The organism is Micromonospora aurantiaca ATCC 27029, assembly GCF_000145235.1.
GTDB classification, from domain to species: Bacteria; Actinomycetota; Actinomycetes; order Mycobacteriales; family Micromonosporaceae; genus Micromonospora; species Micromonospora aurantiaca.
Map to the genome: position 1 here is coordinate 5,817,565 of NC_014391.1, position 25,484 is coordinate 5,843,048.

Consider the following 25,484-nt stretch of genomic DNA (forward strand, 5'->3'; position numbering starts at 1 on the left):
GGTGTTCGTGGGTATTCAGACCGGCAACGTGGCGTTCGTCGGAATGGGTGCCGCCGATCACCTGCCGGCGTGGCCGTCCGCGCTGGCGTCACTTGTCGCGTTCGGCCTGGGCGGCCTGCTCGGCGCCGGGATCCGCCGCGTGCGCCCGGCCGGACCGCTCACCCCGCCGGGCATGGAACTGCTCGCCATGCTGGCGCTGCTCGTGCTCTGGGGGCTGGTGGACCGGTCCCTCGACTCGGGGCGCGACTCGCTGACCGAGCGCACGATCCTGACCGCGCTGCTGGCGTTCCCAGTCGGCATCCTGGGCGGGCTCGTCGTCCGCACGTTCGGCGTGCAGACCGCCACGTCGTACCAGACCGGCACAGTGCTGCGCACCACGAAGGGCATCGCCGACTGGGTGTTCGAGCCGGAGGGCCGCAGCGCGGCCGGGCGGCTCGCCGCGACCGGCCTGCTCTGCCTGGTCAGCTACGCGATCGGCGGGTTCGTCGGCGCGGCCACCGAGACCCGCCCGATCTGGACGATGATCGTCACCTGGGCGCTGGCAGTGGTGCTCATCGCGTTCACCTGGGGCAAGCGGCCACCGGCGACGGCGACCCGGCGCCACTGACGCGGACCGGCGTCACCCGGCCTCGCGGCGGGCCTTGGCGCGGCGCTTGCCCTCGTGCATCGCCTGCACCCGGGCAACCGGGATGGTCCGCCCCTGCTCGACCAGGTCCGCCGGCAGGCGCTGCGGCGCGGGCAGCGCCTCAGCCCAGGGATCCCGGTCCCCCAGCAGGCCCGGCACGGTCCGCACGGTGAAGTCGGCCGGGGTCGCGCTCTCCAGATCGGTCCAGCCCACCGGGTACGACACCGGGGCGCCGGGCCGGATCCGAGGGCTGTAGGCGGCCACCACAGTCGCGCCGTACGCCCGGGTGGAGTCGACGAAGACGCGGCCGCCGCGGTCGGCGACGATGAACGCGGTGGTCGCGACCGCCGGGTCGAGCCGTTCGGTACGGACGGCGAGAGCGCGGGTCGCGGCGGCGGCCTCCTCCGCCGTGGTGGCCGGGTCCACCGGCACGACCACGTGCAGCCCCTTGGCGCCGCTCGTCTTCACCGCGCCTGCGAGCCCGGCGTCGGCGAGCGCCTGCCGGACCAGCAGGGCGACCCGCACCACGGCGCCGAACGCGTCCCCCTCCGGCGGGTCCAGGTCGAGCACCAGGTGGGACGGGTGCTCGGGCACACCGGCGCGGGCCAGCGTCGGGTGGTACTCCACCGCCCGCTGGTTGGCGAACCAGAGCAGCGTCCGCCGGTCGTCGCAGAGCGCGTACGAGATGCGCCGGTGCGACGCCTCCGCCCACACCTCGGTGCGGCGCACCCAGCCGGGCGTGTACTTCGGCAGGTTCTTCTGCATGAACGGCTCCTGGCCGGGCCGCACCCGCAGCACCGACAGCGGCCGGTCCCGCAGTTCCGGCAGGATCCGGTCGGCCATCGCGTCGAGGTAGTCGACCAGGTCGCGTTTGGTCGCCCCGGCGCCGTCGAACAGCGGCTGGTCGAGGTTGGTCAGCGACACTCCGGCCCGGGTCTCGTCGGCGGCACCCATCGGACCACCATCCCGGGCCGGGCCCGGCTCGGCAACCCCGACACGGTGCCCGGCGCGCCGCACCGGCCGGCACCTGCGACGATCGGGGGCGTGGGTGAGGCGGAGTCGGAGCGGTGCGGACCGGACACGGCGGAGCAGGCGAGCGCCTGCACCGTGCGGGAGGCGCTGGACCGGGTCGGCGGCAAGTGGGCCATCGGCATCCTGATCGCCGCCTCGGCCGGCCCGGTCCGCTTCACCGAGCTGGAGCGCCGGGTGGAGGGGATCAGCCGCCGGATGCTCACGCTGACGCTGCGCAACCTGGAGCGGGACGGGCTGCTTCACCGGCACGTGCATCCCACGGTGCCGCCGAAGGTGGAGTACACCGCCACGCCGATGGCCCGGGAACTGTACGAGTCGCTGGTGGCGCTGACGAGCTGGGCGGAGCGGCACCGGGAGGCGATCAGCGCGGCCCGGGCCGAGTACGACCGCACACACGGCCGCCCACCGGCCTGACCTGCGAAAACGGGTCGTTGTGGCGAACGCCACGCGCGCGATCTGACCGATCGGTCAGCACCTGACCGATCGGTCAGGCATGCTGGAGGACATGGCGCGACCCACCACCGCCACCCACGACGAGCTGCTGGCCGCGGCCGCTCGCCGGTTCGCCGTCACCGGGTACAAGGGCACCTCGCTGCAAGACATCGCCCGCGATGTCGGCTGCTCCAAGGCGACGGTGCTCTACCACTTCGCCAGCAAGGACGCCCTGCTCTGCGAGCTGATGGCCCCGGCCATCACGATGCTGGAGGAGCTGGACGTCCGCATCGCCGCGCACACCGGCGCCGAGGCCCAACGCGTCGCCGCGGACGGCTTCGTCGACCTGGCGGTCCGCTTCCGCCGGGAGATCGCGCTGCTCCGGGGCGAGTTCCCCGATCTGCTCCAGCAGCCCGCGTTCGCCCACATCCAGCAGATCTCCGAACAACTCATCGCCGCCTTCTCCGGCTTCTCCGACCGTCCGGAGGCACGCGTCGCGGCGCTCGTCGTGCTCGCCGGCATCGCCGAGACCTGCGGCGAGTTCCTGGACATCCCCGACGACCAGCTGCGACCCGCGCTGCTCGCCGTGGCGTACCGCGCGCTCGAAGTCACCACCTGATCCGAACCCCGAGGACAAGGAAGGTCCATGGCGACCCTGCTGTACCGGCTCGGCCGGGCATCCCTGCGCCGGCGGCGACTCGTCGCCGTCGTCTGGCTCGTCGTACTCGTCGGACTCGGCCTGGCCGCGGCCACGCTGAGGGGCCCGACGGCGAGCAACTTCACCATGCCGGGCACCGAGTCGCAGAAGGCGATCGACCTGCTCGCCGACCGCTTCCCGGCGGCCAGCGGCGCCACCGGCACGATCGCGATCAAGGCGCCGCAGGACGGCGCGCTGACCTCACCCGACGGACAGGCGGTGGTCAAGCAGGTCACGCAGGAGGCGGCCACGCTCCCGGGCGTGGTCGGCGCGGTCGACCCGTACCAGGCGCAGGCGCTCACCCCGGACGGCCGGTACGCGCTGATCCAGGTGCAGTTCGCCGGCGGCGCGGACGAGGTGACCGACGAGCAGCGCGACGCGTACGAGAAGGTCGGCGCGCAGGCCGAGGCGCAGGGCTGGCAGATCGCCCCCGGCGGCGAGGTGCTCAACGGTGAGCCGGAGGTCGGCTCGACCGAGGCGATCGGCGTGCTGGTCGCGGCGATCGTCCTGGTGATCACGTTCGGCTCGCTCGTGGCGGCCGGGATGACCATGCTGAACGCGCTCATCGGCGTCGGCGTCGGCATGGCCGGTCTGTTCGCGCTCAGCGGCGCGGTCGAGCTGACCAGCACCGCGCCGATCCTGGCGCTGATGCTCGGCCTCGCGGTCGGCATCGACTACTCGCTGTTCATCACCTCCCGGCACCGGCAGAACCTGCTCGACGGGCTCTCCCCGGAGGAGGCGGTCGGCCGTGCGGTCGGCACCGCCGGCTCGGCTGTGGTCTTCGCCGGCGCGACGGTCGTGGTGGCGCTCGCCGGCCTTGCCGTGGTGGGCATCCCGTTCCTCACCGTGATGGGCCTGGCCGCCGCCGGCACCGTCACAGTGGCCGTGCTGGTGGCGATCACGCTGGCTCCGGCGCTGCTCGGCTTCGCCGGACACAAGGTGCTGCCGCGCAAGCTGCGTGACCGCAAGGCGGTCGAGGACCCGACCACCGGCTCGGAGGACCGCTCCGGCTTCGGATTCCGCTGGGCGCGGTGGGTGACCAGACTGCGCATCCCGGTGATCCTGGTCGGCCTGCTCGGCCTCGGCCTGCTCGCGATCCCGGCCCAGGACATGCGCCTGGCGCTGCCGGACGCCTCCGCCGCCGCCGAGGGCACCCCGGCCCGGGTCAGCAGCGATCTGATCCGCGAGGGCTTCGGCCCCGGCTTCACCGGCCGGCTCGCGGTCGTGGTGACCGCCGACTCGCCGCAGGCCACCCAGGCCGCCATCCCGCAGGTGACCGCGCTGGTCCAGAAGACCGACGGGGTGCTGGCCGTGGCCCCGCCGCAGGTCGACCCGTCGGGGCGTACCGCGCTGATCGGGGTGATCCCGAAGACCGGGCCGACCGAGGAGGCCACCGAGACGGTGGTGCACGACATCCGCAAGCAGGTGTCGGGCATCCAGAACGCCGACGTGCTGCTCACCGGCGTCACCGCTGTCGGCATCGACGTGTCGGAGAAGCTCTCCGACGCGCTGCCGGTCTACCTGCTGCTGGTGGTGGGCCTGTCGATCCTGCTGCTGATGCTGGTGTTCCGGTCGATCCTGGTGCCGGTCAAGGCGGCGCTGGGCTTCCTGCTCACCGTGGCGGCCACGTTCGGCATCACCGTGGCGGTGTTCCAGCAGGGCCACCTGGCCGACCTGGTCGGCCTGGACACCCCGGCCCCGCTGGTCAGCTTCCTGCCGATCCTGCTCATCGGCATCCTGTTCGGCCTGGCCATGGACTACGAGGTCTTCCTGGTCTCCCGGATGCGCGAGGACTTCGTGCACGGCGACACCGCCCAGCAGGCCACCATCAACGGCATGGGGCACGGCGCCCGGGTGGTCACCGCCGCCGCGCTCATCATGATCTCGGTGTTCGGCGGCTTCGTCTTCCTGGAGGACCCGATCATCAAGTCGATGGGCTTCGCGCTCGCGATCGGTGTCGCCATCGACGCGTTCGTGGTCCGGATGACGATCGTGCCGGCGGTGATGTCGCTGCTGAACAACGCCGCATGGTGGCTGCCGCGCTGGCTGAACAAGATCCTGCCCAACGTGGACGTCGAGGGTGAGGGCCTGCGCGCCCACCTCGCCGAGAAGCAGCACGCGAACGTGTGATCCGCACGGGTGGGGCCCCGCGGGGCCCCACCCGTCACACACCCGCCGGATACGTCTCCATCTCACCGGGCGTGACGCACGTCGGCAGCGGGTGCAGCGCTGTGGCCTCGTCGCACCAGATGAACGCGTCGTAGCGTTCACCCAGCCGGGTCGGCACGTAGTTGCCCCAGGACTCGAAGCTCGGGTCGTACACCACCCCGATGGCCCGGTGGTCCGCCTCGCCGGTCACCCATTCCGGCTGGTCGTCGCCGCCGAAGACCAGCACCGCCCGGTCCGGCATCAGCTCGTGCAGCCGATGCTCCACCGAGCCCTCCCGCGCCGGTGGGACCACCATCGTCTCGGCCGGTGAGCCCCAGCGCGGCGCGGCCACCACGCTGCCGCGCCAGCTGCCGAAGCCGATCAGCGCCACCGCGTCCCGGCCGTGCCGTTCCCGGCCGAGCTGCCCGATGTTGACCATGCCGTCCGCCGCCATGTCGGTGGCCCGGGCATCGCCGACGTGCGTGTTGTGCGCCCACACGATGCCCCGCGAGCCCGGCCCGTATCGGTCGAGCAGCCGGTCGAGCGTGTCGGCCATGTGGACGTCGCGGACGTTCCACGACTCGGGGCCGCCGCCGACCATGGCCCGGTAGTACCGCTCCGCGCCGGCCACCACCTCCGCGTTCTGCCAGGCCGAGAAGCGGTCCGGGCCGTCCGTGGCGGCCTGTTCCCGGGTACGCGCCAACAGCCGGACCACCTCCTCCTCGCACCGGGCGGAGACGAACCGGCTGGCCATCCCGTACTCCTCGGCCCGTTTGCCGTACGGCTCGAAGCAGCGGTACGCCTCCTGGGCCGCCTCCAGCGAGGCCGGATCCTCCTCACCGAGGTAGTCGAAGATGGCCTGCATCGACTCCCAGAGGGAATACACGTCCAGCCCGTGGAAGCCGGCCCGCTCCCCCTCGGGGCGTTCCAGGTTCCACGCCCGCAGCCAGCGGCAGAAGCGGGCCACCTCGGCGTTCGCCCACATCCAGGTGGGCCAGCGTTCGAACCGTTCCAGCGCGGCGAGCGGATCGGCCGGCCCGTCCGGCGCGCCCACCACCGACCGGTGCACCCGGTCGCAGTCCGGCCAGTCCCCCTCCACCGCCACGAAGTCGAACCCCTGTTCGGCGATGAGCCGCCGGGTCAACTGCTCCCGCAGCCGGTAGTAGTCGTAGCTGCCGTGCGTCGCCTCGCCGATCATCACCACCCGGGCGTCCCGCACGCGGTCCAGCAAGGGGTCGAAGTCGCTCGGCGCGCCGAGCCGCTGTACCAGCATGTCAGCGGCTACCCGGGGCCCGCCGGGACAAACCGCCGCCGCTGGGTCCGGCGGGCGTACGGCGGACCCGGGCCGTACCCGCCGGCGGGCATGGTGCCGGGCTCAGTGGGTAGCCGGGCGGCATGACCGTCACCGGTGCGCAGTTGCGGGAGTTCCTGGCCGGGCTCGACTACCCGGTCTCGCGGGAGGACCTGGTCCGCTGGGGCCAGGAGAACGGCGCCGACACCGAGGCGCTGCAGGCGCTGCGGTCCCTGCCGGCCGAGGAGTTCCACACCCCCACCGAGCTGGGCGAGGCGCTGGTCACGCTGGCCGACGCCTGACCGGTGGGTGTTAAGCGGGGGCCCCTCCTCTACCGGAGGCGTTAAGAAGGGGCCCTTCCTTACATCTCGACGGTGCGGCCCTGGGCGCGGGCGGTCTGCGCGGCGTCCAGCACCGCCACCACCTCGCGGCCGAACCGCACGTCGCAGCGGTGGTCGCGGGTGCCGGCGTCGACCTCCTCCAGCAACTGGTCGAGCGCGGCGCCGAACGCCTGGAGCGCGCTGCCGTCGCCGGGCGGGACGGTCTCGGTGCCGTTCTCGCCGAAGAAGACGAAATCCCGGGTGACCGCCTCGGACGGCGCGTCCAGGGTGAGCGAGAGCGAACTGGTCGCGCCGCCGTCGTGGGTGAGCAGCAGGTGCACCAGGCCGCTCGGGCCGTCCATCGCGGCGACCCGGGTGACCCGGCCGAGCACCGGCAGGATCAGCGACAACGCGTGCGGGCCGATGTCCCAGAGCGCGCCGCGCTCCCGCCGCCAGGTCGAGTCGCCGTACGGGTTCCCGGGCTGGAAGATCGACGCGAACATGGTGGCGCGGGCGTGCTGCCAGCCGCCGGCCGCCGCGGTCGAGGCGAGGAAACCGGTGACGTTCGGGTGGAAGCGCTGGGTGAAGAAGACCACCGACGCCACCCCGGACGCCTGCGCCGCGTCGACCACCCGGTCGGCGTCGGCGAGGTCGAGCGCCAGCGGCTTGTCCAGCAGCAGGTGCCGCCCGGCGGTGGCCGCCCGCACGGCGATGTCGGCCTGCACGTCCGGCGGGAGCGCCACGGCGACCGCGTCGCAGGCGTCGATGAGCGCGTCGACGTCGGTGAAGGCCGGTACGCCGTGCCGGGTGGCCAGTTCCTCCGCCTTCGCCGGGTTGCGCCCCCAGACGCCGGCGAGCCGTGCCCGCGGGTGCGCCTCGATGGCCGCGGCGTGCGTCTCCGCCGCCCAGTAACCCGTGCCGAACAACCCGAACCGCACCCCGGCCCCCTGCCGTCGACGTCCGCCACCGGCGTACGCCGGGACCGTGATCCACGCTAGTCCCCCGGCCCGTCCGGCGCGCCCCGACCCGGCGGGCGAGCCGCTACTACACCGGTTAGTAGGCTGTGCCGGTGAACGACACCGTGTCGACGACCAGCGCGGCGGCCGCCTCCGCCTCCCCGGTGGACGGGCCGCTCGCCACGGTCGCGATCGTGATCTCGCTGGCGCTCGCCGTCTGGGCCCTGGTGGCGGCGGTACGCCACCGGCCGCCGGACCGGATCCAGTTCGTCGGCCTGGCCGTGCTGGAGGTGGCGCTGCTCGCGCTCACCGTGACGGCAATCGTCGCGCTCGGCGGCGGGGAGCGGCCGGGTGAGCCGGGCGCGTTCTTCGGCTACCTGGCGACGCTCGTCTGCCTGCCGCCGCTGGCCTGGGTGCTGGCCCGGATGGAGCCGACCCGCTGGGGCTCGGGCATCGTCTGCGCGATCTGCCTGGTCACGCCCGTGGTGGCGGTACGGCTCCAGCAGACCTGGGAGGTCCTCGGTGGCTGACACCACGACCGCGCACGAGCAGCGCGCCACCAACCGCGGCCCGGGACGGCTGCTGATCGCCGTCTACATCGTCTTCGCCATCGCCGCGACCTCGCGGGCCGGCTTGCAGATCGCCACGAAGTTCGACGAGGCGCCGGTGGCGTACCTGCTCTCCGCGCTCGCCGCGCTGATCTACATCGTGGCGGCGGTCGGGCTGGCCCGCGCCGGGCACACCGGCCGCCGGGTCGCGCTCGCCTGCTGCACAGTCGAACTGGTCGGGGTGCTCGGCGTGGGCGTGCTGAGCATCGCCGACAAGGAGCTGTTCCCGGACGAGACGGTGTGGTCCGACTTCGGCAGCGGCTACGGCTACGTGCCGCTGGTGCTGCCGGTGCTCGGCCTGTTCTGGCTCTGGCGCACCCGGCGCGACCCCGCCTGAGCGGGCCCGCGCCGGGTGGGGCCGGTCAGTCCTTCGGGCCGCCGGCGACGTAGATGACCTGGCCGGAGACGAAGGACGCGCCCTCGCTGGCCAGGAACGAGATGGTGTGCGCGACGTCCTCCGGACGGCCGGGACGGCGTACCGGGATCTCGGCGGCGGCGTGCTTCTGGAGATCGTCGAAGTCGACCTTCATCCGCGCCGCGGTCGCCGCGGTCATGTCGGTGACGATGAAGCCCGGCGCGACCGCGTTGACGGTCACCCCGAACGGGCCCAGCTCGATCGCCAGCGTCTTGGTGAAGCCTTGGAGGCCGGCCTTGGCGGCCGAGTAGTTGGCCTGGCCCCGGTTGCCGAGCGCGGAGGTGCTGGACAGGTTGACGATCCGGCCCCACTTCGCCTCGACCATGTGCTTCTGCGCGGCCTGGCTGAACAGGAACGCCCCGCGCAGGTGCACGCCCATGACCGTGTCCCAGTCGCCCTCGGTCATCTTGAACAGCAGGTTGTCGCGCAGCACACCGGCGTTGTTGACGAGCACTGTCGGCGCGCCCAGTTCGGCGGCGATCCGTTCCACGGCGGCCTCGACCTGGGCCCGGTCGGACACGTCGGCGCCGACGCCGAGAGCCCGGCCGCCGGCCGAGCCGATGGCGTCCACCGTCTCCTTGGTGGCGGACTCGTCGATGTCGACCACGGCGACGGCCATGCCGTCGGCCGCCAGCCGGCGGGCGGTCGCCGCCCCGATGCCGCGCGCGGCTCCGGTGACGATGGCGACGCGGGGCTCCTCCGACATGCTTACCTCCCGGTAACTTGTGGCTCGATCGAAGGAGCTTAACCCGCCGGTACGCCGCCCCCTACCGCTCGTGGCCCCGGCAGAGCCGGATCCACCGGTAGCCGTACCCGCCGAGCTTGAGCCGGTCGAGCTTGCCCACGTCCTCGTAGTTGCGGTCGCTGAGCACGTCGATCGGCAGATCCGCCTCCGGCGCCAGCGTGCTCAGGTCGACCTCGACGTCTTCGGTGCCGAGGTTGTGCAGGAAGACCATGGTCCCGGTACGACCGTCGGCGCGGTGCGCGAGCACGCCCGGCGGCATCGGCACGTCGATGTGGGTGGTGCTGCCCGAGCCGGTCTCCGGCGCCTCGCGCAGCGTCCGGATCATCCGCTCGAACCAGCCGAGCAGCGACCGCGGATCCTTGCGCTGGGCGGTGACGTTGACCTTCTGGTAGCCGTACTCACCCTTGTCGATCACCGGGCGGACCAGCTTCTCCGGCTCGGCGGCGGAGAAGCCGGCGTTGTCCGCGTACGACCACTGCATCGGGGTACGGATCGCGTCGCGCCCGTCCAGCGACAGGTTCTCCCCCATGCCGATCTCCTCGCCGTAGCGCAGCACCGGCGTGCCGCGCAGCGAGAACTGGAGCGAGTACGCCAGCTCCATGTGCCGGCGGTCGTTGCCGAGCATGGGCGCGAGACGACGGCGGATGCCCCGGCCGTAGAGCTGCATGTTCTCGTCCGGCCCGAACTTCGCCAGCACGTCGTTGCGCTGGTCGGCGGTGAGCCGGGACAGGTCGATCTCGTCGTGGTTGCGCAGGAACGTCGCCCACTGGCCGCCGGTGGGCAGCTTCGGGGTGTCGCGCAACGCCTCGATGATCACCTCCGGGTCCTCCCGGGCCAGGGCGAGCATCAGCCGGCCGTTGAGCATGAAGTCGAAGAGCATGTGGATCCGGTTGCCCGAGCCGCTGCCGTCGCCGAAGTAGACGGGCAGCTCGTCCGGCTCGACGTTCGCCTCGGCCAGCAGGACCGCGTCGCCGCGCCGCCACTGCACGTGCTGGCGCAGGTCGGTGAGGAAGTCGAAGTCCTTCGGCGAGTTCGGGTTGCCCGGCTCGGTGCGCTCGATGATGAACGGCACCGCGTCCATACGGAAGCCGGAGACGCCGAGTTGGAGCCAGAACGAGGTGATCTTCTTGATCTCCGCGCGGACCTTCGGGTTCTCGATGTTCAGGTCCGGCTGGAACTTGTAGAAGCGGCGGTAGTACCACGCCTTGGCGGTCCGGTCGTAGGTCCACGTCTCGTGCTGCTCGCCGGGGAAGACCATGCCCTGGTGGCGGTCGTCCGGCTCGTGGTCGGCCCAGACGTACCAGTCCCGGTACGGCGAGTCGGGCGAGGACCGGGCGGACTGGAACCACGGGTGCTGGTCCGAGGTGTGGTTGACCACCAGGTCGATGATCACCCGGATGCCCCTGTTGCTCGCCTGGTGCAGCAGCTCGGCGAAGTCGCCGAGCGTCCCCAGGCGCGGGTCGACGTTGTAGAAGTCGGTGGCGTCGTACCCGTCGTCCTCGTTCGGCGAGGGGTGGATCGGGTTCAGCCACAGGCAGGTCACGCCGAGCCGGGCCAGGTAGTCCAGCCGGCCGATCAGCCCCTGGAAGTCACCCACCCCGTCGCCGTCGGAGTCCGCGTACGTGTCGACGTCGAGGCAGTAGACGACCGCCTCCTGATACCACCTGTCACCCATGCGAGGACTACTTCTCCGAACGCGCGCGACGGCAAACCCGGTACGGTGCTCCGATGAGCGAGGAGGCGTACGACTGGTCCGCCGGCACCTGGCTGAACCCGCCGGAGCGGGCCGAGCCGGTCGACGGCGGCCTGCTGGTCGAGCCGCATGGCGGCAGCGACTTCTGGCGGCGCACCAGCTACGGCTTCGTGCACGACGACGGCTCGGCACTGCTCGCGCCGTTCCCCGCGGGCAGCGCCGTGGAGGTGTCGTTCGTCCTCGACTACTCGGCCCGGTTCGACCAGGCCGGCGTGCTGGTCCGGGTGGACGAGCGGCGGTGGACCAAGGCCGGGGTCGAGGTGAGCGACGGTTCGCCGCAGGTGGGCGCCGTGGTCACCGACGAATTCTCCGACTGGTCGGTGGCGCCGGTGCCGCCGTGGTCGGGCCGGGAGGTGACGGTCCGGGTGAGCCGGGCCGGCGACGCGCTCACCGTGCGGGCCCGGTGCGAGGACGAGCCGTGGCGGCTGGTCCGCGTCGCCCCGCTCGATCCGGCGGCGCAGGCGTCGGCCGGGCCGTACTGCTGCTCGCCCAGCCGGGGCGGCCTGCTGGTCCGCTTCACCGGCTGGCGGCGGGGTCCGGCGGACGCCGCGCTGCACCCGGAGGGCTGAGTCACAGGTGTGACAGCCGCCGGTCCGGGTAACACCTTCGGATCTCCGGCTCTCGCGTGGAAGGACCCCCATGGCCCTGGCCCAGGACGTCGACCCGAACCAGTTCACCGGGCTGACCGGCTGGGTGGCGAGCGTGATCGACTCGCTCGGCGCGGTCGGCGTGGCACTGCTGGTGGCGCTGGAGAGCATCATCCCGCCGATCCCGAGCGAGATCGTGCTGGCGATGGCCGGTTACCTGTCCGCCGAGGGCCGGTTCAACGTGGTGTTCATCGTGGTCGCCGCGACGGTCGGCTCGCTGCTCGGCGCGCTGGTGCTCTACTGGCTCGGCGCGGCGCTCGGCGAGGAGCGGCTCAAGCGCTGGCTGGACCACATCCCGCTGGTCGACCTGCAGGATCTGGAGAAGGCCGACCGCTGGTTCGAGCGGCACGGCCGGTGGGCGGTGCTGATCGGCCGGGTGGTGCCGGTGGTCCGCAGCCTGGTCTCCATCCCGGCCGGCGCGAACCGGATGCCGCTCGGTGAGTTCATCCTGCTCACCACGCTCGGCAGCGGGGTGTGGAACGCCCTGATCGTCGGCGCCGGGTTCACCCTGGGCTCGCGGTGGGAGGACGTCGACAAGTACAGCCAGTGGTTCAACTACGCGATCTTCGCCGTCTTCGGTTTCATGATCGTGAGCTGGGCGGTGAAGAAGGTGCGCCGGCGGCGCGCCCGGCAGTCGGTGACCACCGGGCGCTGACCGCCGCGCGGGTCAGAAGCCCGCGGTGATGCCGGTGAACTCCCAGGTGTTCTGCGCGATGCCGGAGCAGTTGGCGACCACGCCGCCGCCGGGGCAGGGCCGGTCCCGGTTGACCGACCAGAACGTGAACCGGGCCAGGCCGCGCGCCTTCGCCCAGTCGCGGATCTGCGTCCAGGTGGCCGGCGAGGTCAGCTCCTGCTGGTCGGAGAGGCCGTTCATGCCGGACAGGCCCATGTGCGCGTACGCGGTGGCGTCCGACCAGCCGAACGCGTTGCGCAGCGCGGTCTTCAGGCCCTCGGCCGCGTTCACGGTGTTCTGGTACATGTTCGCGCCGCCGCCGAAGTCGAACGGCATGATGGTGAACACGTCGATCCCGGCGCCCTTGGCCGCGGCCTGGTTGATCAGCCGGGTGCCGTAGTACGACGGCCCGGTGGTCGAGGTGCCGAACGTGATGATCGTCTTGATGCCCGGGTTGTTCTGCTTGACGATCTTCAGGGCGTCCAGGATGCGGTCCTGCACCACCTCGTTCTCGAACTCGTCGCTGTTCTCGATGTCGATGTCGATCGCCTTCAGCCCGTACGCGTTGATGACCTGCTGGTACGCGCCGGCCAGGGCAGCGGCGGACGAGCAGTTCGGGCCGAGCTTGTTGCCGCTCCAGCCGCCGAAGGACGGGATGACGTCGCCGCCGGCCGCCTTGATCGCGGCGATGGTGGCGGCATGCGTGCCGCCGGTCAGCGGGCCGCTGCCGTCCCAGGCCGGGGTGCAGCCGCCGCCGGAGAGCACGAACGCGATGGTGAACCACTTGATGCCGGTCGCGCCCATCACGGTGGCGGGCGCGGGCGGGTCACCCCAGCCGGGGTAGAGATACGGCGCGGCGGCCATCGCGCCTCCGCCGCCACCGGTGCACCCGCTGGTGGTGGCCGCGACCGCCGCCGACTTCGCCGACTCGCCGGTGCCGTTGTACGCGGTCACGGTGTAGCTGTGCCCGCTGCACGCGGCCAGCCCGGAGACGGTGGCCGAGGTGCCGGTGACTGTGGCCTTGACCGTGCCGCCCTCGTACACCCGGTAGCCGGTGACGGTGCCGGAGACCGCGTTCCAGGCGAGCGAGACGGCGGACGCGGTGGTGCCGGTGACCCGCAGCTCGCCCGGGGTGGCCGGTGCGCCCGGGTTGCCGGGGTTGCCGCCGCCGGTGCAGGAGGCGCCGTTGACTGTGCAGTTCACCGGGTCGCCGGTGCCGCTGACGACGAAGCCGAAGCTGGTGCTGGTGCCCGGGGCGAGCGCGCCGTTCCAGGACTGGTTGACGGCTGTGACGTGCTGGCCGGAGGTGGTCAGCCGGGCGTCCCAGAACGAGCCGAGCGTGCTGCCGGACGGCAGGTCGAACTGGACGTTCCACGAGGAGATCGCGGCGGAGCTGTCGTTGGTGACTGTGAACCGGGCCTCGTACCCGCTGCTCCAGCTGGAGGTGCGGACGAACGCGGCGGTGGCGGCGGAGGCGGGTGGCGCGGCGAGCAGGGCACCGGCGACCACGGCGGTGGTCAGCGCGGCGGCGAGCGTCGCCAGGCGGGGGCGGAGTCTCACGGCGTCCTCCAGGGGACGGGCGGGGGTGGAGAGGGATTCACAACCGTCGACGTGCGCCTATTATTAAGAGTGTTAACTGTTTCTGTCCAGCACCGGTGCGGCCCGAACCCCGGAGGGGGTCCGGGCCGCGTCCCGGCCGCACTCAGCGGCGGAAGGTGAACCAGTTGACGTTGACGAAGTCGGACGGCTGGCCGCTGCTGAACGTCAGGTAGACCGTGTGCCGCCCGGTCACCGCGCCGACGTTGCCGGGCACCGAGCGCCAGGTCTGCCAGCCGCCGGTGTTGCCTACTGCGAAACTGCCGATCGGCGGCGCGGTCGGGCTGTCCACCCGGACCTCCACCAGCCCGCTCACGCCGGACGCCGCGCCGGAGGCGACCCGGGCCACGAAGTCGCGCGGCGGCGTCGAGCCGAAGTCGACGTTGTCGTAGCGGGCCCAGTCGCCGTTGGCGAGCCAGCCGATGTCCTGGCCGCCCTCGGCGCACGTCTCCACCTGCACGCCGTTCTGCGCGTTGAACGACTCGGCCTGGATCGTCGCGTACGCGTCGCGCACCCCGCCCGGCGGCGGCGTGGTCGGCGTCGGCGACGGGTTGCTCCCGCCGCCGCGGGTGTAGACGGCCACGTAGTCGACGAGCATCGACCGGCCGGGCACCGTCGCCGCGGTGGGCGTCGCGGAGCCGGCCACGCCGTCCGGGAAGCCGCCGCCCATCGCCACGTTGAGCAGCAGGAAGTAACCGGCGTGGTTGGTCATCTGACTCCAGTACGGCTCACCGATCTGGTTCTGCCCGACGGTGTGGAAGAGCTGGCCGTCGACGTACCAGCGCAGTTGCTGCGGGCTGGTCGAGGCGTCCCACTCGAACCGGTAGGTGTGGAACGCCGACTGGCAGGTGCTACCCGGGCAGGCCCGGGAGGCGCCGATGCCGTTGAACTCCCCGCACGGGCCGCCCGGCGCGACGCCGCAGTGCAGCACGCCCCAGACCGAGTTGATCCCGTTGACGTTCTCCATCACGTCGAACTCACCGATGCCCGGCCAGTTCTGGTAGTTGCCCCGGTACGGCGAGCCGAGCGCCCAGAACGCCGGCCAGTACCCGGACGCCGCCGCGCCCGTCACGTTCGGCATCTGGATCCGGCCCTCCAGGGCCAGCACACCACCCGACGGCGGCTTGAAGTTCGCCCGTACCGTCTCGATCCGGGCCGAGGTCCAGCGGCCGGCCGAGTCCCGCAACGGCGTGATGCGCAGGTTGCCCGAGCCGTCGTGGGCCAGGTTCGCGGTGCTGGACGTGTAGGTCTGGATCTCGCCGGTGCCCCAGTTGGCCGGGCCGCCCGGGTAGCCGGTGCCGGTGTCGATGATCCAGTTGGCGGACGAGGGCAGCGTGCCGGCGGAGCCGGTGAAGTCGTCGCTCCACACCAGGTTCCATCCGGACGGTGTCGGGGGCACCGCGGCCTGGGCGGTCATCGAGACGCCCGCGAGCGCTGTGGTGAGCGCGAGGACACCGGCGGCCAGGGCGAGCCGGCGGCGTGTTCGGGGCACGGTGGCGGAGGCGGCCGGAGCCGCCGGGATCGAATTCATTCGGGGTGCCTCTCTGCGGGGACGGGTCCGGGAGAGCGCTCTCTGAGAGCGATTTCTACGCGCCCGCCCCCGCACTTGTCAACGCTTGTCGATGGCCGCCGCCGGCTGCGGCCGGCGCAGCACCACCTGCTCCAGCGCCGTCCACGCCGTGGTGGTGACCAGATAGAGCACCGCTGCCAGCGGCACCACGAGCGCCACCAGCACCGTGCCGTACGGCAGCAGCGGCAGCACCCGCCCGAGCACCGCCGCGCCCGGACCCTCGGCCGGCGTCCCGGCCACGGTGCCGGTGGCGGCCGCCGCCCGGCGCATCCGCCGCGACGACCACCAGGCCAGCGCCAGCAGCGCGGCCAGCAGCACGCCGAACACCAGCGGCACCGGGCCGGCCAGGCCGTCGCCGAGATGCCACCCCAGCGGTACGCCGGCGAGCCGCTCCCCCAGCAGCTCCGGCGCGCCGTCACCGGTGGCGAACAGGCGGTACATGACCAGGAAGAACGGTGCCTGCAACAGAGCCGGCAGGCAGCCCGCCACCGGGCTGGCACCGGCGTTGCGGTAGAGCGCGAACAGCTCGCTCTGGAGGCGGGCCGGATCGTCGGCGTACCGGCGCTGGAGTTCCCGTACCTCGGGGGCGAGCGCGGTGCGACGCCGCTCCCCGCGGACCTGGGCCACTGTCAGCGGGGAGATCAGCAGCCGGACGGCGACTGTGAACAGGACGATGGCGGCCGCAGTCGCGGCGCCGCCGGTGAGCGGGGCGAGCACGTCGGCGAGCCAGGTGACGACTGTGGCCGCGGCCGAGGCCGCGGAGTGCAACGGTGCGAAGGCGAGCATGGGTGGACCCCTCGATGGCGATTCCGGGTGTCCCGGGCGGCGACGTGCCGCACGGCGGGACGGATGACGACGGAATCGGCCGCGGAAGCCGGGATGGAGGGATCTACCGGCCCGCCGACGCGGGCCGGAAGAAGGTGGCTACGCGGCCGAGGGGTGCAGGCCGGGAGCGCGGGGGCGCGGACGCCCCGGTGCGTCCGGGTCGACCTGCCGGGGCACCCCGCGGCGGCGGGCGCGGGCACGCAGCGCGGCGGCGAACCGGGTGCCGGGCGGCGTGGGCAGCGCGCGGACCCGCAGCGCGAGCAGCGTGGCGAGCAGCAGCGCGGCGACGACCGCCGCACCGGCGATCAGCCCGGCCGGCCGGTCGGCGAACAGGGCGAGCGCGTACGCCCACGCTCCCGTCAGCACCGCCAGCATCCCCGTCACACGGCCACCCTAGCCCGCCGTGTCACGCCCCGCGGGCCCGTGCACGCCCACCGGCGGCACGACCCGTTCGGGCGAACCGGCGCCGACACGCCCAGCGGCACGTTTCCCCAAACGGACACGGTGGGTAACAGGTCCTCGACCACGCGGCACGGTGCCGCGAGCGGTCCGGAGGAGACGGTGGTGACGATGAGTGGCTCAGTGGCGGAGCGGGAGCGGAGCGCCGCATCGGGCGGAACCGACCTGCTGACAGTCGGCGTCGAGGAGGAGTTCCTGCTCGCCGACCCGCACACCGGGACCGCCGTACCCGCCGTCGACCTGGTCATGGAGCAGGTGCCGGCCGAGCTGCGCGGTCAGGTGGAACGCGAGTTCCAGACCAGCCAGATCGAGATCGGCAGCCCGCCCGGGCTGGACCTGTCCTCGATCCGGCACTCGCTGTCGATGCTGCGCGCCGAGCTGGCCGACGCGGCCGAGCGGGCCGGCGTACGGCTGCTCGCGATCGGCACCGGGCCGGTCGACGGGCCGGTGCCGCCGGTGGTGGACAAGCCGCGCTTCGACCGGATGATCGAGCGGTTCCGGCTGCTGGTGCCCGGTCCCGGCAACAACGGCATGCACATCCACGTCGGCATCCCCGATCCGGACACCGGTGTGCAGGTGCTCAACCATGTCCGGCCCTGGCTGCCGATCCTGCAGGCGGTCACCGCGAACTCCCCGTTCTCCCGGGGCGAGGACACCGGGTACGCGAGCTGGCGCTCGGTGGAGTGGGAACGCTGGCCGTCGGTCGCGCCCACCCCGTACCTGGAGTCGCACGAGCACTACGAGCGGCTGATCCGGCAGCTCATCGCCAGCGGTGTGATGCTGGACGAGGGGATGCTCTACTGGTACGCCCGGCTGTCCGCGAAGTACCCCACGGTGGAGATCCGCATCGGCGACGTCTGCCCGTCGGTGGACGACGCGGTGCTGGTGGCGGCGCTGGTCCGCGCGCTCGTCGCCACCGCGCTCACCGACATCGCCGCCGGCCGCCCGGCCGTCAACACCGACCACCACCTGCTGGTGGCGGCGCACTGGCGGGCCGCCCACGACGGGCTGGAGGGCGAGGGCGTCGACCTCACCGACGGTGAGCTGCGCCCGGCCTGGGAGCTGGTGGACCGGCTCGTCGACCGGCTGCGCCCCGAACTGGAACGGCACGGCGACCTGGACCGGGTGACCGATCTGCTGGGCGGGCTGCGCCGGCACGGCAGCGGCGCGGCACGACAGCGGGCGGTGTTCGCGCGTACCGGCAGCCTCGTCGACGTGGTCGCGGACGTGGCGCGGCAGACCCGTGGCTGAGCGGCCACGCGGCCGTGGCCCGGCGTGACAGGATGGGCGACGTGGCCGAGCGCATGATCGTCATCGGCGGCGACGCCGCCGGGATGTCGGCGGCGTCGCAGGCGCGTCGCCGCCGCGACCGGTCCGAGCTGGAGATCGTCGCGTTCGAACGCGGGCACTTCACCTCCTACTCGGCCTGCGGCATCCCCTACTGGGTCAGCGGCCTGGTCGAGGAGCGGGACGAGTTGATCGCCCGCGACCCGAAGACCTTCCGCGACGACTTCGGCATCGAGGTCCGTACCCGGCACGAGGTCACCGCCATCGACCTGGACCGCCGCGAGATCCTCGCGCGTGACCTGGACGGCGGCGGCGAGGTCCGCGCCGGTTTCGACACCCTGGTGTACGCCACCGGCGCGTCCCCGGTGCAGCCGGACTGGGCACGCGACGACGTGTCAGGGGTGTTCGGCGTGCAGACGCTCGACGACGGCGCGGCGCTGATCGGCTGGCTCGAACGCGAGCCCCGGCCCCGGCGCGCGGTGGTCGTCGGCGGCGGCTACGTCGGCGTCGAGATGGCCGAGGCGCTCGTGCAGCGCGGGCTCTCCGTCCAGCTCGTGGAGCAGGCCGACCAGCCGATGTCGACAGTCGACCCGGACATGGGCGAGCTGGTGGCCGACGCGATGCGCGCGACCGGCATCGGCGTCCGCACCGGCCTCCAGGTCACCGGTCTCCAGGAGCGGGACGGCCGGATCTCCGCGGTGGTCACGAACGAGGGGCCGATCCCGGCCGACGTCGTGGTGCTGGGTCTCGGCGTACGCCCCAACACCGCGCTCGCCGAGGCCGCCGGCCTGCCGATCGGCCCCTCCGGGGCGGTCCGCACCGACCGCCGGATGCGGGTGCCGGGCGTACCCGGCGTGTGGGCGGCGGGCGACTGCGTCGAGTCGCTGCACCGGGTCAGCGGCATGCCGGTGCACATTCCGCTCGGCACGCACGCCAACAAGCAGGGCCGGATCGCGGGCATCAACATCGGCGGCGGGTACGCCACCTTCCCCGGCGTCATCGGCACCGCCGTCACCAAGGTCTGCGAGCTGGAGGTGGGCCGCACCGGGCTGCGCGAGCGGGACGCGCGGGAGGCCGGCTTCGAGTTCGTCACAGTGCTGGCCCAGTCGACGAACCGGGCCGGCTACTACCCGGGCTCGCGGCCGATGACGGTCAAGCTGATCGCCGAGCGGCCCAGCGGGCGGTTGCTCGGGGCCCAGATCGTCGGCTGGTCCGAGGCTGCCAAACGGATCGACGCGCTCGCGGTGGCACTGTGGAACGGCATGACAGTGGACGAGATGACAGCGCTCGACCTGGGGTACGCGCCGCCGTACGCCCCGGTGTGGGATCCGGTGCTGATCGCCGCCCGCAAGGCCGTCGACGCCCTGGCCGCCGTGTAAGGAAGGGCCCCCTATTAACGCCTCCGGTAGAGGAAGGGCCCCTTCTTACAAGCGGAGCCACCGGTGCTGACGCTTTCGGGCACGCCGAGGAGATCACGGCCCAAGAAGAAGGACCGCTGGTGGGGTTCAAGTCGCGGTAGGTGCAGTTGAGTGCCGATAGATGCCGTTCGGTGCACCTGTCTGCTCCCACCCTCGGCCGACGGTAAGCATCCGACGCGGGCTCAACGAGACGGCGTCGAGTGTTCCAGCATCAGATCAAGCCGGGATGGCCTGCCTCAGGAGGAGAGGTCCTGAACGACGATGCGCCCATTTCCATCCACGAACGCCACCTTTCTGCCATCCGGCGAGACACTTGGCGATCTTGCATGATCCGCCTGGCGGATCCGCCGGGATTGACCACTCTGCAGATCGACCTCGAGAACATCGGCCGGCCCGTTGAAAGACACTGTGACGATCGCTTTACTCCCTCCCGGCGCCACGGCCAAATCAGGGAATCCATGTAGTTCCGGCCCAACCTGCTTCACCTCTCCCCGCTCCCTGGAGGCGGCCATCAGCCGCCAGACGCGCCGCTCCTCTGCCCTCAACCGATCAGGTGGAGGGTCGTTGGTGGCAGCGAAAACAACCCGTCCGCCACGAACGACAACGGGCGCCTTGGCCGACTTTCCCATCCGGCAGGAATATTCCGCCCAGTCGATCAAGTCGCCGGCGACGGCATCTCCGAACGGTTGAATCTCCCAACAGTCGTCCTTGCCGCTACTGACATAACCGCTTCGACCGTCAGCGTTCAGAGCAACATCAGACGCCGAGGGTACGTCCAGGAGGTCATTGAATGAACCAGTTGCCTCCGAGTAGGAAACCAACCTCTGGAACCCATCGCACGCCATCCCGATACCCAGCGAGTCCGGTTCGACAGCGAACAGGAAATCAAGCGGGCCACAAGGGACGGGCATGTCCGACTGGGATGCCAACTTGCGCTCGCGTCCCGCGTCACGCACCCACAACTCGCTAACTTCGGAGTCGTCCTCACGGAGGTAGTAGAGCCTGTCCTGCGAGACCCATGCCACGCTGGTGACCAGCGGCCCCCCTAACGCCGACAGCGTGCAACCACTCACAGCCACGAGGATCACAGCCACTACTAGCCTGGGTGATTCACCGTGATCGCCAAGATGCGCTGTTCGTCGGCGTGTAGATGAGCGGAAGTGCCTGCCCTGCAAGGGAAACTTGTGATTGCGACATCTACAGGTTTCTCTCTGGGGGAGGCACTTCCGAGGTGCAGCTTACGGCGTGGTCGCGGGATCTGCGGGTTACCGCGGGTGGTTCGGGTGTGGTGTCGCACGTCGGTGCGGCGTTGCTGCGGTTGCTGGCGGATCGGGCCGGGTTGACCGTGGCGTTGTCGGCGGGGCTGGCCCGGGCCGGCTGGTGGCCGGTGCATGATCGGGGTCGGGTGCTGGTCGACCTCGCGGTGATGATCGCTGACGGTGGGGAAGCGATCGCGGACATCGACGTGCTGCGCCACCAGCAGGAGGTGTTCGGGTCGGTGGCCTCGGACACCACGGTGTGGCGGGCCCTGGACGAGATCGGCGTGGTGCAGCTGCGGCGCATCGCCAAGGCCCGGGCGAAGGTACGCGCCCGGATGTGGCAACTGTTCGGCGGCCCACCGGCGGCACGGGCGGCGGGCCGGGACATCGGCACCGGCGTGGTGGTCCTCGATGTGGATTCCACGATCGTGATCGCGCACAGCGACAAGGAAGGCGCCGCGGCCACCTACAAGCACACCTACGGCTTCCACCCGATCCTGGTCACCTGCGACAACACCGCCGAGCTGCTCGCCATCACGCTGCGGCCGGGCAACGCCGGCGCGAACACGGCCGCCGATCACCTCGACGTGCTCGCCCAAGCCGTCGCGCAGGTCCCCGCGAAACACCGCCGGCACCTGCTCATCCGCGGTGACTCCGCCGCAGCCACCCACGCCGTCCTTGACTGGCTCCACGAGCAGGACAGCAAACGCGGCCGGCGGGTCGAGTACTCCCTCGGCTGGTCGATCGGCGAACCCGAACGCACCGCCATCACCGCCCTACCCGCCTCGGCGTGGTCGCCGGCGATCAACGCTGATGGCGGTGTGCGTGATGGCGCCGCCGTCGCCGAACTGACCGGCCTGCTGCCCCTGCCAGGCTGGCCGGCCGGGATGCGGGTCATCGTCCGGCGGGAGCGCCCCCACCCCGGCGCCCAACTGACCCTGTTCGAGGACCGCGATGGCTGGCGCTACACCGCCTTCGCCACCAACACCCCGGTAGGTGTCTTGCAGTGGTTGGAGGCCCGTCACCGGGCCCACGCCCGCGTCGAGGACCGGATCCGCTGCGCCAAGGACACCGGCCTGGGGCGGCTACCCTCCCGCGAGTTCGCCATCAACCAGGCCTGGTGCATTGCCGCAGCGATCGCCGTCGACCTCATCGCGTGGCTGCAGCTCATCGGCCTCGACGGCGACCTGGCCAAGGCCGAACCGAAACGGCTGCGCTACCGGATCCTGCACACCGCCGCCCGCCTCGTGCACGGCCAACGCCGCCGCACGCTGCGCATCCCGTCCAGGTGGCCCTGGGCCGAACAGATCACCGCCGCGTTCAACCGGATCGCGGCCATCCCCGACCCCGGCTGACCAACACAGCCGCTGCCCCAACAACCCGGAGGACCCCAGGAGACCACGCCCACCGCCGCGACAGACGGCCCACCACCATGCCCGGAACCACACAATATCGATCAACAGCGATCAGGAGCGCCGGGCCGAAGGAGCCGGCGTCAGGCGCGAATCATCGAGGCTAGACCAGGAAAGATCTTCCTCATCAGCTCACTTCTCAGGTGGAACTAGCCGCAGGCTGCCGTCGCGTTGCCCGAGTTTAGGGCTCATGCTCTTGGAACTCCCAACATTCGAGTTGGTGCCAGCAGGTCAGAGCGCAGGCGAGGCGGAGGAGGGCTTCGTGGATGTCGTCTCGGATTTCCCAGCGGATGCGCAGGCGGCGAAACCCGCGGGCGCGGATCTGGTGGCGGCGGCTGTCGTAGTCGTAGCGCCGGTCGGCGTAGAGCCGGTCGGGGGCGGCGTCGGGGTGGTCCTGGCCGGCCGCCGGTGGCCGGGCTGGCGTCGAGTGGCGCGGTGGTCTGGGTGGAGTCGTGCCTGTTCCCGCCGGTCAGTGTGACCGCGCGGGGGATGCCGCCGCCGTCGGTGGTGACGTGGGGTTTCGAGCCAGGTTTGCGACGGTCGGGCGGCCCCGGACCGGTTTGGGCCGCCCCGAGCGCCCGGATGCGGGAGCCGTCGATCACCGCCCTGAACATGTCCGACTGCGCAAACCTGCGCCAGCAGGTCATGCCCGACCAGAACCCCGACTCCGAGGCAGGAACTCCCACGCGATCGCCGTATAGGGCACGAACAAGATCCCGCCCAAGACATTCCGGCCGTCCGACGCTTACCCCCCGGATCCCGGCTGCGGAGTGGTGGGCGGGGTGGCAGCAGCGGTGCGATCTCGACTCACGACTCGTCCGAGACGATCCACGTTGGCCGCTCACCCCCTCCTCACCAACATCATTTTGTTGGAACCCCTTAACAACGATCTTGTCGGTGCCGGGGGTTAGCGTGTGCGCGTTGCCGGTTCGGCACTTCCCCTCGGAGGTATACCCCCATGTCCCAGGAGACGACCTACCTCGAACTGTCCGAAGTGGATGGCGGAGCGCACAAGTTCTACGAGGTGGTGGTCGACGACACCGCGATGACAGTGCGCTACGGGCGGATCGGCGACCAGGGCCAGGTGAAGACGAGCACCTACCCGGACAACACCCGCGCCCGCGCCGCCGCCGCGAAGAAGATCGGCGAGAAGGTCCGCAAGGGGTACGCCCCGGCGGTGCCCGGCGTACGCCAGAAGCGGACGGTGTCGCGCCGGCAGATCGTCAGCACCCGCTCGACCGCCCGCACCGCCCCGGTCCTCTGGCGGTACGTCTCGGGCGCGCCCGCCTTCGGCATCTTCGTCGACGACCGGCACTGCATGGTCGGCAACGAGCACGGCGTGATCACCACACTCGACCACGACGCCCGGCTGGTCAACCAGGTCCGGCTGCCCGACGGGGTGAAGTGCATCGTCGCCGACGACGCCTGGGTCTACGCCGGCTGCGACGACGGCAACGTCTACGACCTGTCCGGCAAGGTGCCGCGCGCGGCGTACGCGATCGCGCCCGAGATCGACATCTACTGGCTGGACATCCACGACGGCGTGCTGGGCGTGTCCGACCGCGACGGCGGCATCTCCGCGATCGACCACGAGGACGAGTTCCTCTGGCGCCGGCCGGGGCGGGGCCGGTCGGCGTGGATGGTGCGCTGCGACGCCGACGCGCTCTACCACGGCCACTCGCAGGGGGTCACCGGTTACGACTGGCGCACCGGGCGCGAGCTGTGGCACACCGGCACCGGCGCGGTCCTTTTCGGCTGGCAGGAGCGGGACGCCGTCTTCGCCGGCACGGGCACCCGCGAGGTGGTGCGCCTGCGCAAGGACGGCCGGGCCGAGCAGGTCTACCGCTGCGACTCGGCGGTCTTCTCCTGCGCCACCGCCGAGGGCGGCCGGTACGTGTTCGCCGGTGACAGCGCCTCCTCGATCTACTGCTTCGACCAGGCCGGCAACCGGCTGTGGAAGCTCGGCACCGGCTGCGGCTCGGCGTACTCGATGCAGTACCACGACAACCGGCTCTACGTGGTCACCACGAGCGGCTACCTGGCCTGCATCGACGCGAGCGAGGCGGCGATCCGGGCGGCCGAGGCGGGCAGCGTGCCCGACGTGGTCGATGTCAAGGCGCCGGCGCGGATGCCCGAGACGGCCGCCTGGACGTCGGTCGAGGTGACCACCGACGACCGCGACGGCGTGCTGGTGCAGTGCGTCGAGCAGGGCGGCCGGCTGCGGGTGCACGTTCTCGCCGACGGTTACCGGCGGGACTGGTCGGTGCAGTTCCCCAAGGGCATCCGCGAGCCGGGCGCGCGTTACCTGGTCACCGAGGTCCGCGAGTCCGGCCGGGGCGGCTTCTACCGCGCATACGGGGACATCCGCCGGCTGCGCTGACCGCAGACCGGCGAGATCCGGCCCGGGACAGCGGATCGTCGCCGTACCGGTCAGGATGTCTGGATGCGGTGCGACATTCCTGACGGGCTGCGCTGGGTCGAGCAGACCGAGGCCGGCCGGGCGTGGCTCGCGGAGCTGCCCGGCCGGCTGGCCCACTGCGTCGCGCGGTGGGAGCTGACGGTCGGCCCGCCGTTCGCGTACGCGTTCGCCTCGCTGGCGCTGCCCGCGACACTCCCCGACGGCACCCGGGCGGTGCTGAAGCTCCAGTACCCGGACGACGACAGCGTCCACGAGGCAACGGCGCTGGCGCACTGGGACGGGCGCGGCGCGATCCGGCTGCTCGCCCACGACGCCGATCGGCGCGCACTGCTGGTCGAGCGGTGCGACCCCGGCACGCCGCTGCACTCGCTGGCCGCCGACGCGGCGCTCGACGTCGCGGTCGGCCTGCTACCGGGGCTCGCGGTGCCGGCCGGTGAACCGTTCACGCCGCTGGCCGAGGAGGCGGCCGGCTGGGCGGAGCGGATGCCTGGTAACTGGCGACGGGCCGGCTGCCCGTACGAGCGGCGCCTGCTCGACACCGCGCTCGGGCTGCTCGCCGAGCTGGCGCCGAGCCAGGGTGAGCAGGTGCTCGTCAACCAGGACCTGCATGCCGGCAACATCCTGGCCGCCGGGCGCGAACCGTGGCTGGTGATCGACCCGAAGCCGCTGGTCGGCGAGCGGGAGTTCACGGTGGTGCCACTCGTGCGCGGCGCGGAGCTGGGTCACTCCCCGGCGGCGGTCCGGCACCGGCTCGACCGGCTCAGCGCCGAGCTGGGCCTCGACCGGGAGCGGGTACGCGGCTGGGCGATCGGCCAGACGGTGGCCTGGAGCATCGGCGGCGACCAGGTCTTCCCCGGAAACGTCGAGGCGGCCCGCTGGCTGCTCGACGAGATGTGA

23 protein-coding genes and 2 pseudogenes are annotated in these 25,484 nt (G+C 72.0%); 14 read left to right on the forward strand and 11 right to left on the reverse strand.

The genetic code is table 11. The features are described from left to right. The first annotated feature begins 7 nt into the window (after positions 1 to 7). Positions 8 to 607, forward strand: a complete 600-nt coding sequence (locus tag MICAU_RS25805) for a DUF1275 family protein (RefSeq protein WP_244879677.1) — start codon at positions 8 to 10, stop codon at positions 605 to 607. 12 nt (positions 608 to 619) lie between these two features. On the opposite strand, the gene ligD is transcribed toward MICAU_RS25805, so the two are convergent. Beyond that, on the reverse strand, positions 620 to 1,579 hold the full coding sequence (gene ligD, locus MICAU_RS25810) for a non-homologous end-joining DNA ligase (RefSeq protein ID WP_013288292.1): 960 nt from the start codon (positions 1,577 to 1,579) through the stop codon (positions 620 to 622). A 90-nt stretch (positions 1,580 to 1,669) separates the two neighbouring features. Here ligD and MICAU_RS25815 point away from each other — a divergent pair, with 90 nt between their 5' ends. The 3 genes from MICAU_RS25815 to MICAU_RS25825 all read left to right on the forward strand — a co-directional run bounded on the left by MICAU_RS25815 (position 1,670) and on the right by MICAU_RS25825 (position 4,916). Then, the gene (locus tag MICAU_RS25815) at positions 1,670 to 2,071 is read left to right on the forward strand and encodes a winged helix-turn-helix transcriptional regulator (protein ID WP_013288293.1); all 402 of its coding nucleotides are present in this window, start codon (positions 1,670 to 1,672) and stop codon (positions 2,069 to 2,071) included. A 91-nt stretch (positions 2,072 to 2,162) separates the two neighbouring features. Continuing rightward, positions 2,163 to 2,708 (forward strand): TetR/AcrR family transcriptional regulator, encoded by a 546-nt coding sequence (locus tag MICAU_RS25820; protein WP_013288294.1) that lies wholly within the window; start codon positions 2,163 to 2,165, stop codon positions 2,706 to 2,708. A 27-nt stretch (positions 2,709 to 2,735) separates the two neighbouring features. Continuing rightward, entirely contained in the window at positions 2,736 to 4,916 is a 2,181-nt protein-coding gene (locus MICAU_RS25825) for an MMPL family transporter (protein WP_013288295.1), read from the forward strand. Between the two features lie 34 nt (positions 4,917 to 4,950). Here MICAU_RS25825 and MICAU_RS25830 read toward each other — a convergent pair whose 3' ends face one another. Next, on the reverse strand, positions 4,951 to 6,207 hold the full coding sequence (locus tag MICAU_RS25830) for an erythromycin esterase family protein (protein ID WP_013288296.1): 1,257 nt from the start codon (positions 6,205 to 6,207) through the stop codon (positions 4,951 to 4,953). Between the two features lie 122 nt (positions 6,208 to 6,329). Here MICAU_RS25830 and MICAU_RS25835 point away from each other — a divergent pair, with 122 nt between their 5' ends. After that, positions 6,330 to 6,527 (forward strand): DUF2795 domain-containing protein, encoded by a 198-nt coding sequence (locus MICAU_RS25835; RefSeq protein WP_013288297.1) that lies wholly within the window; start codon positions 6,330 to 6,332, stop codon positions 6,525 to 6,527. A gap of 59 nt (positions 6,528 to 6,586) precedes the next feature. Here the strand turns inward: MICAU_RS25835 and MICAU_RS25840 are convergent, their stop codons facing one another. Beyond that, positions 6,587 to 7,483, reverse strand: coding sequence for a Gfo/Idh/MocA family protein (locus tag MICAU_RS25840; RefSeq protein WP_013288298.1), 897 nt, complete (start codon positions 7,481 to 7,483; stop codon positions 6,587 to 6,589). A gap of 131 nt (positions 7,484 to 7,614) precedes the next feature. Between MICAU_RS25840 and MICAU_RS25845 the strand changes: the two genes are divergently transcribed. Further along, positions 7,615 to 8,031 (forward strand): hypothetical protein, encoded by a 417-nt coding sequence (locus MICAU_RS25845; RefSeq protein ID WP_013288299.1) that lies wholly within the window; start codon positions 7,615 to 7,617, stop codon positions 8,029 to 8,031. After that, positions 8,024 to 8,499 (forward strand): annotated as a pseudogene (locus MICAU_RS25850) (hypothetical protein). Before MICAU_RS25845 ends, MICAU_RS25850 begins: the two are co-directional and overlap by 8 nt. Here MICAU_RS25850 and fabG read toward each other — a convergent pair. Together fabG and MICAU_RS25860 are read right to left on the reverse strand one after the other, a co-directional pair. Then, positions 8,472 to 9,230 (reverse strand): 3-oxoacyl-ACP reductase FabG, encoded by a 759-nt coding sequence (gene fabG, locus MICAU_RS25855; RefSeq protein ID WP_013288301.1) that lies wholly within the window; start codon positions 9,228 to 9,230, stop codon positions 8,472 to 8,474. The pseudogene MICAU_RS25850 and the gene fabG sit on opposite strands and share 28 nt — an antisense overlap. Positions 9,231 to 9,291: 61 nt before the next feature. Then, entirely contained in the window at positions 9,292 to 10,944 is a 1,653-nt protein-coding gene (locus MICAU_RS25860) for an alpha-amylase family protein (RefSeq protein ID WP_013288302.1), read from the reverse strand. Positions 10,945 to 10,997: 53 nt separating this feature from the next. Between MICAU_RS25860 and MICAU_RS25865 the strand changes: the two genes are divergently transcribed. Together MICAU_RS25865 and MICAU_RS25870 are read left to right on the forward strand one after the other, a co-directional pair. Then, positions 10,998 to 11,591: a DUF1349 domain-containing protein gene (locus tag MICAU_RS25865; protein WP_013288303.1), complete on the forward strand. Its 594-nt coding sequence runs from the start codon at positions 10,998 to 11,000 to the stop codon at positions 11,589 to 11,591. A gap of 70 nt (positions 11,592 to 11,661) precedes the next feature. Beyond that, positions 11,662 to 12,324: a DedA family protein gene (locus tag MICAU_RS25870; protein ID WP_013288304.1), complete on the forward strand. Its 663-nt coding sequence runs from the start codon at positions 11,662 to 11,664 to the stop codon at positions 12,322 to 12,324. A gap of 12 nt (positions 12,325 to 12,336) precedes the next feature. Here MICAU_RS25870 and MICAU_RS25875 read toward each other — a convergent pair whose 3' ends face one another. The 4 genes from MICAU_RS25875 to MICAU_RS25890 form a co-directional block, all read right to left on the reverse strand. Next, on the reverse strand, positions 12,337 to 13,902 hold the full coding sequence (locus tag MICAU_RS25875) for a cellulose binding domain-containing protein (protein ID WP_013288305.1): 1,566 nt from the start codon (positions 13,900 to 13,902) through the stop codon (positions 12,337 to 12,339). Between the two features lie 142 nt (positions 13,903 to 14,044). Then, entirely contained in the window at positions 14,045 to 15,469 is a 1,425-nt protein-coding gene (locus MICAU_RS25880; RefSeq protein ID WP_013288306.1) for a carbohydrate-binding protein, read from the reverse strand. 78 nt (positions 15,470 to 15,547) lie between these two features. Continuing rightward, on the reverse strand, positions 15,548 to 16,294 hold the full coding sequence (locus MICAU_RS25885) for a YidC/Oxa1 family membrane protein insertase (RefSeq protein ID WP_013288307.1): 747 nt from the start codon (positions 16,292 to 16,294) through the stop codon (positions 15,548 to 15,550). A gap of 138 nt (positions 16,295 to 16,432) precedes the next feature. Then, positions 16,433 to 16,708 carry a DUF6412 domain-containing protein gene (locus MICAU_RS25890; protein WP_013288308.1) on the reverse strand — a complete coding sequence of 92 codons (276 nt, stop codon included), beginning with the start codon at positions 16,706 to 16,708 and terminating at the stop codon, positions 16,433 to 16,435. A gap of 186 nt (positions 16,709 to 16,894) precedes the next feature. Here MICAU_RS25890 and MICAU_RS25895 point away from each other — a divergent pair, with 186 nt between their 5' ends. Both MICAU_RS25895 and MICAU_RS25900 read left to right on the forward strand, forming a co-directional pair. Next, positions 16,895 to 18,043 (forward strand): carboxylate-amine ligase, encoded by a 1,149-nt coding sequence (locus MICAU_RS25895; RefSeq protein ID WP_013288309.1) that lies wholly within the window; start codon positions 16,895 to 16,897, stop codon positions 18,041 to 18,043. A gap of 41 nt (positions 18,044 to 18,084) precedes the next feature. Continuing rightward, entirely contained in the window at positions 18,085 to 19,458 is a 1,374-nt protein-coding gene (locus MICAU_RS25900) for an FAD-dependent oxidoreductase (RefSeq protein WP_013288310.1), read from the forward strand. 275 nt (positions 19,459 to 19,733) lie between these two features. Here MICAU_RS25900 and MICAU_RS32555 read toward each other — a convergent pair whose 3' ends face one another. Beyond that, positions 19,734 to 20,591, reverse strand: coding sequence for a TolB family protein (locus MICAU_RS32555; RefSeq protein WP_013288311.1), 858 nt, complete (start codon positions 20,589 to 20,591; stop codon positions 19,734 to 19,736). Positions 20,592 to 20,728: 137 nt separating this feature from the next. Here MICAU_RS32555 and MICAU_RS25905 point away from each other — a divergent pair, with 137 nt between their 5' ends. Further along, a complete protein-coding gene (locus tag MICAU_RS25905) occupies positions 20,729 to 22,111 on the forward strand; it encodes an IS1380 family transposase (protein WP_013285047.1) in 1,383 nt (460 codons plus the stop codon). A gap of 238 nt (positions 22,112 to 22,349) precedes the next feature. On the opposite strand, the pseudogene MICAU_RS32110 reads toward MICAU_RS25905, so the two are convergent. Continuing rightward, a pseudogene (locus MICAU_RS32110) lies at positions 22,350 to 22,969 on the reverse strand (transposase). Between the two features lie 157 nt (positions 22,970 to 23,126). Between MICAU_RS32110 and MICAU_RS25910 the strand changes: the two are divergent. Next, positions 23,127 to 24,548, forward strand: a complete 1,422-nt coding sequence (locus MICAU_RS25910) for a WGR domain-containing protein (RefSeq protein WP_013288312.1) — start codon at positions 23,127 to 23,129, stop codon at positions 24,546 to 24,548. A 63-nt stretch (positions 24,549 to 24,611) separates the two neighbouring features. Further along, positions 24,612 to 25,484: an aminoglycoside phosphotransferase family protein gene (locus MICAU_RS25915; RefSeq protein ID WP_013288313.1), complete on the forward strand. Its 873-nt coding sequence runs from the start codon at positions 24,612 to 24,614 to the stop codon at positions 25,482 to 25,484.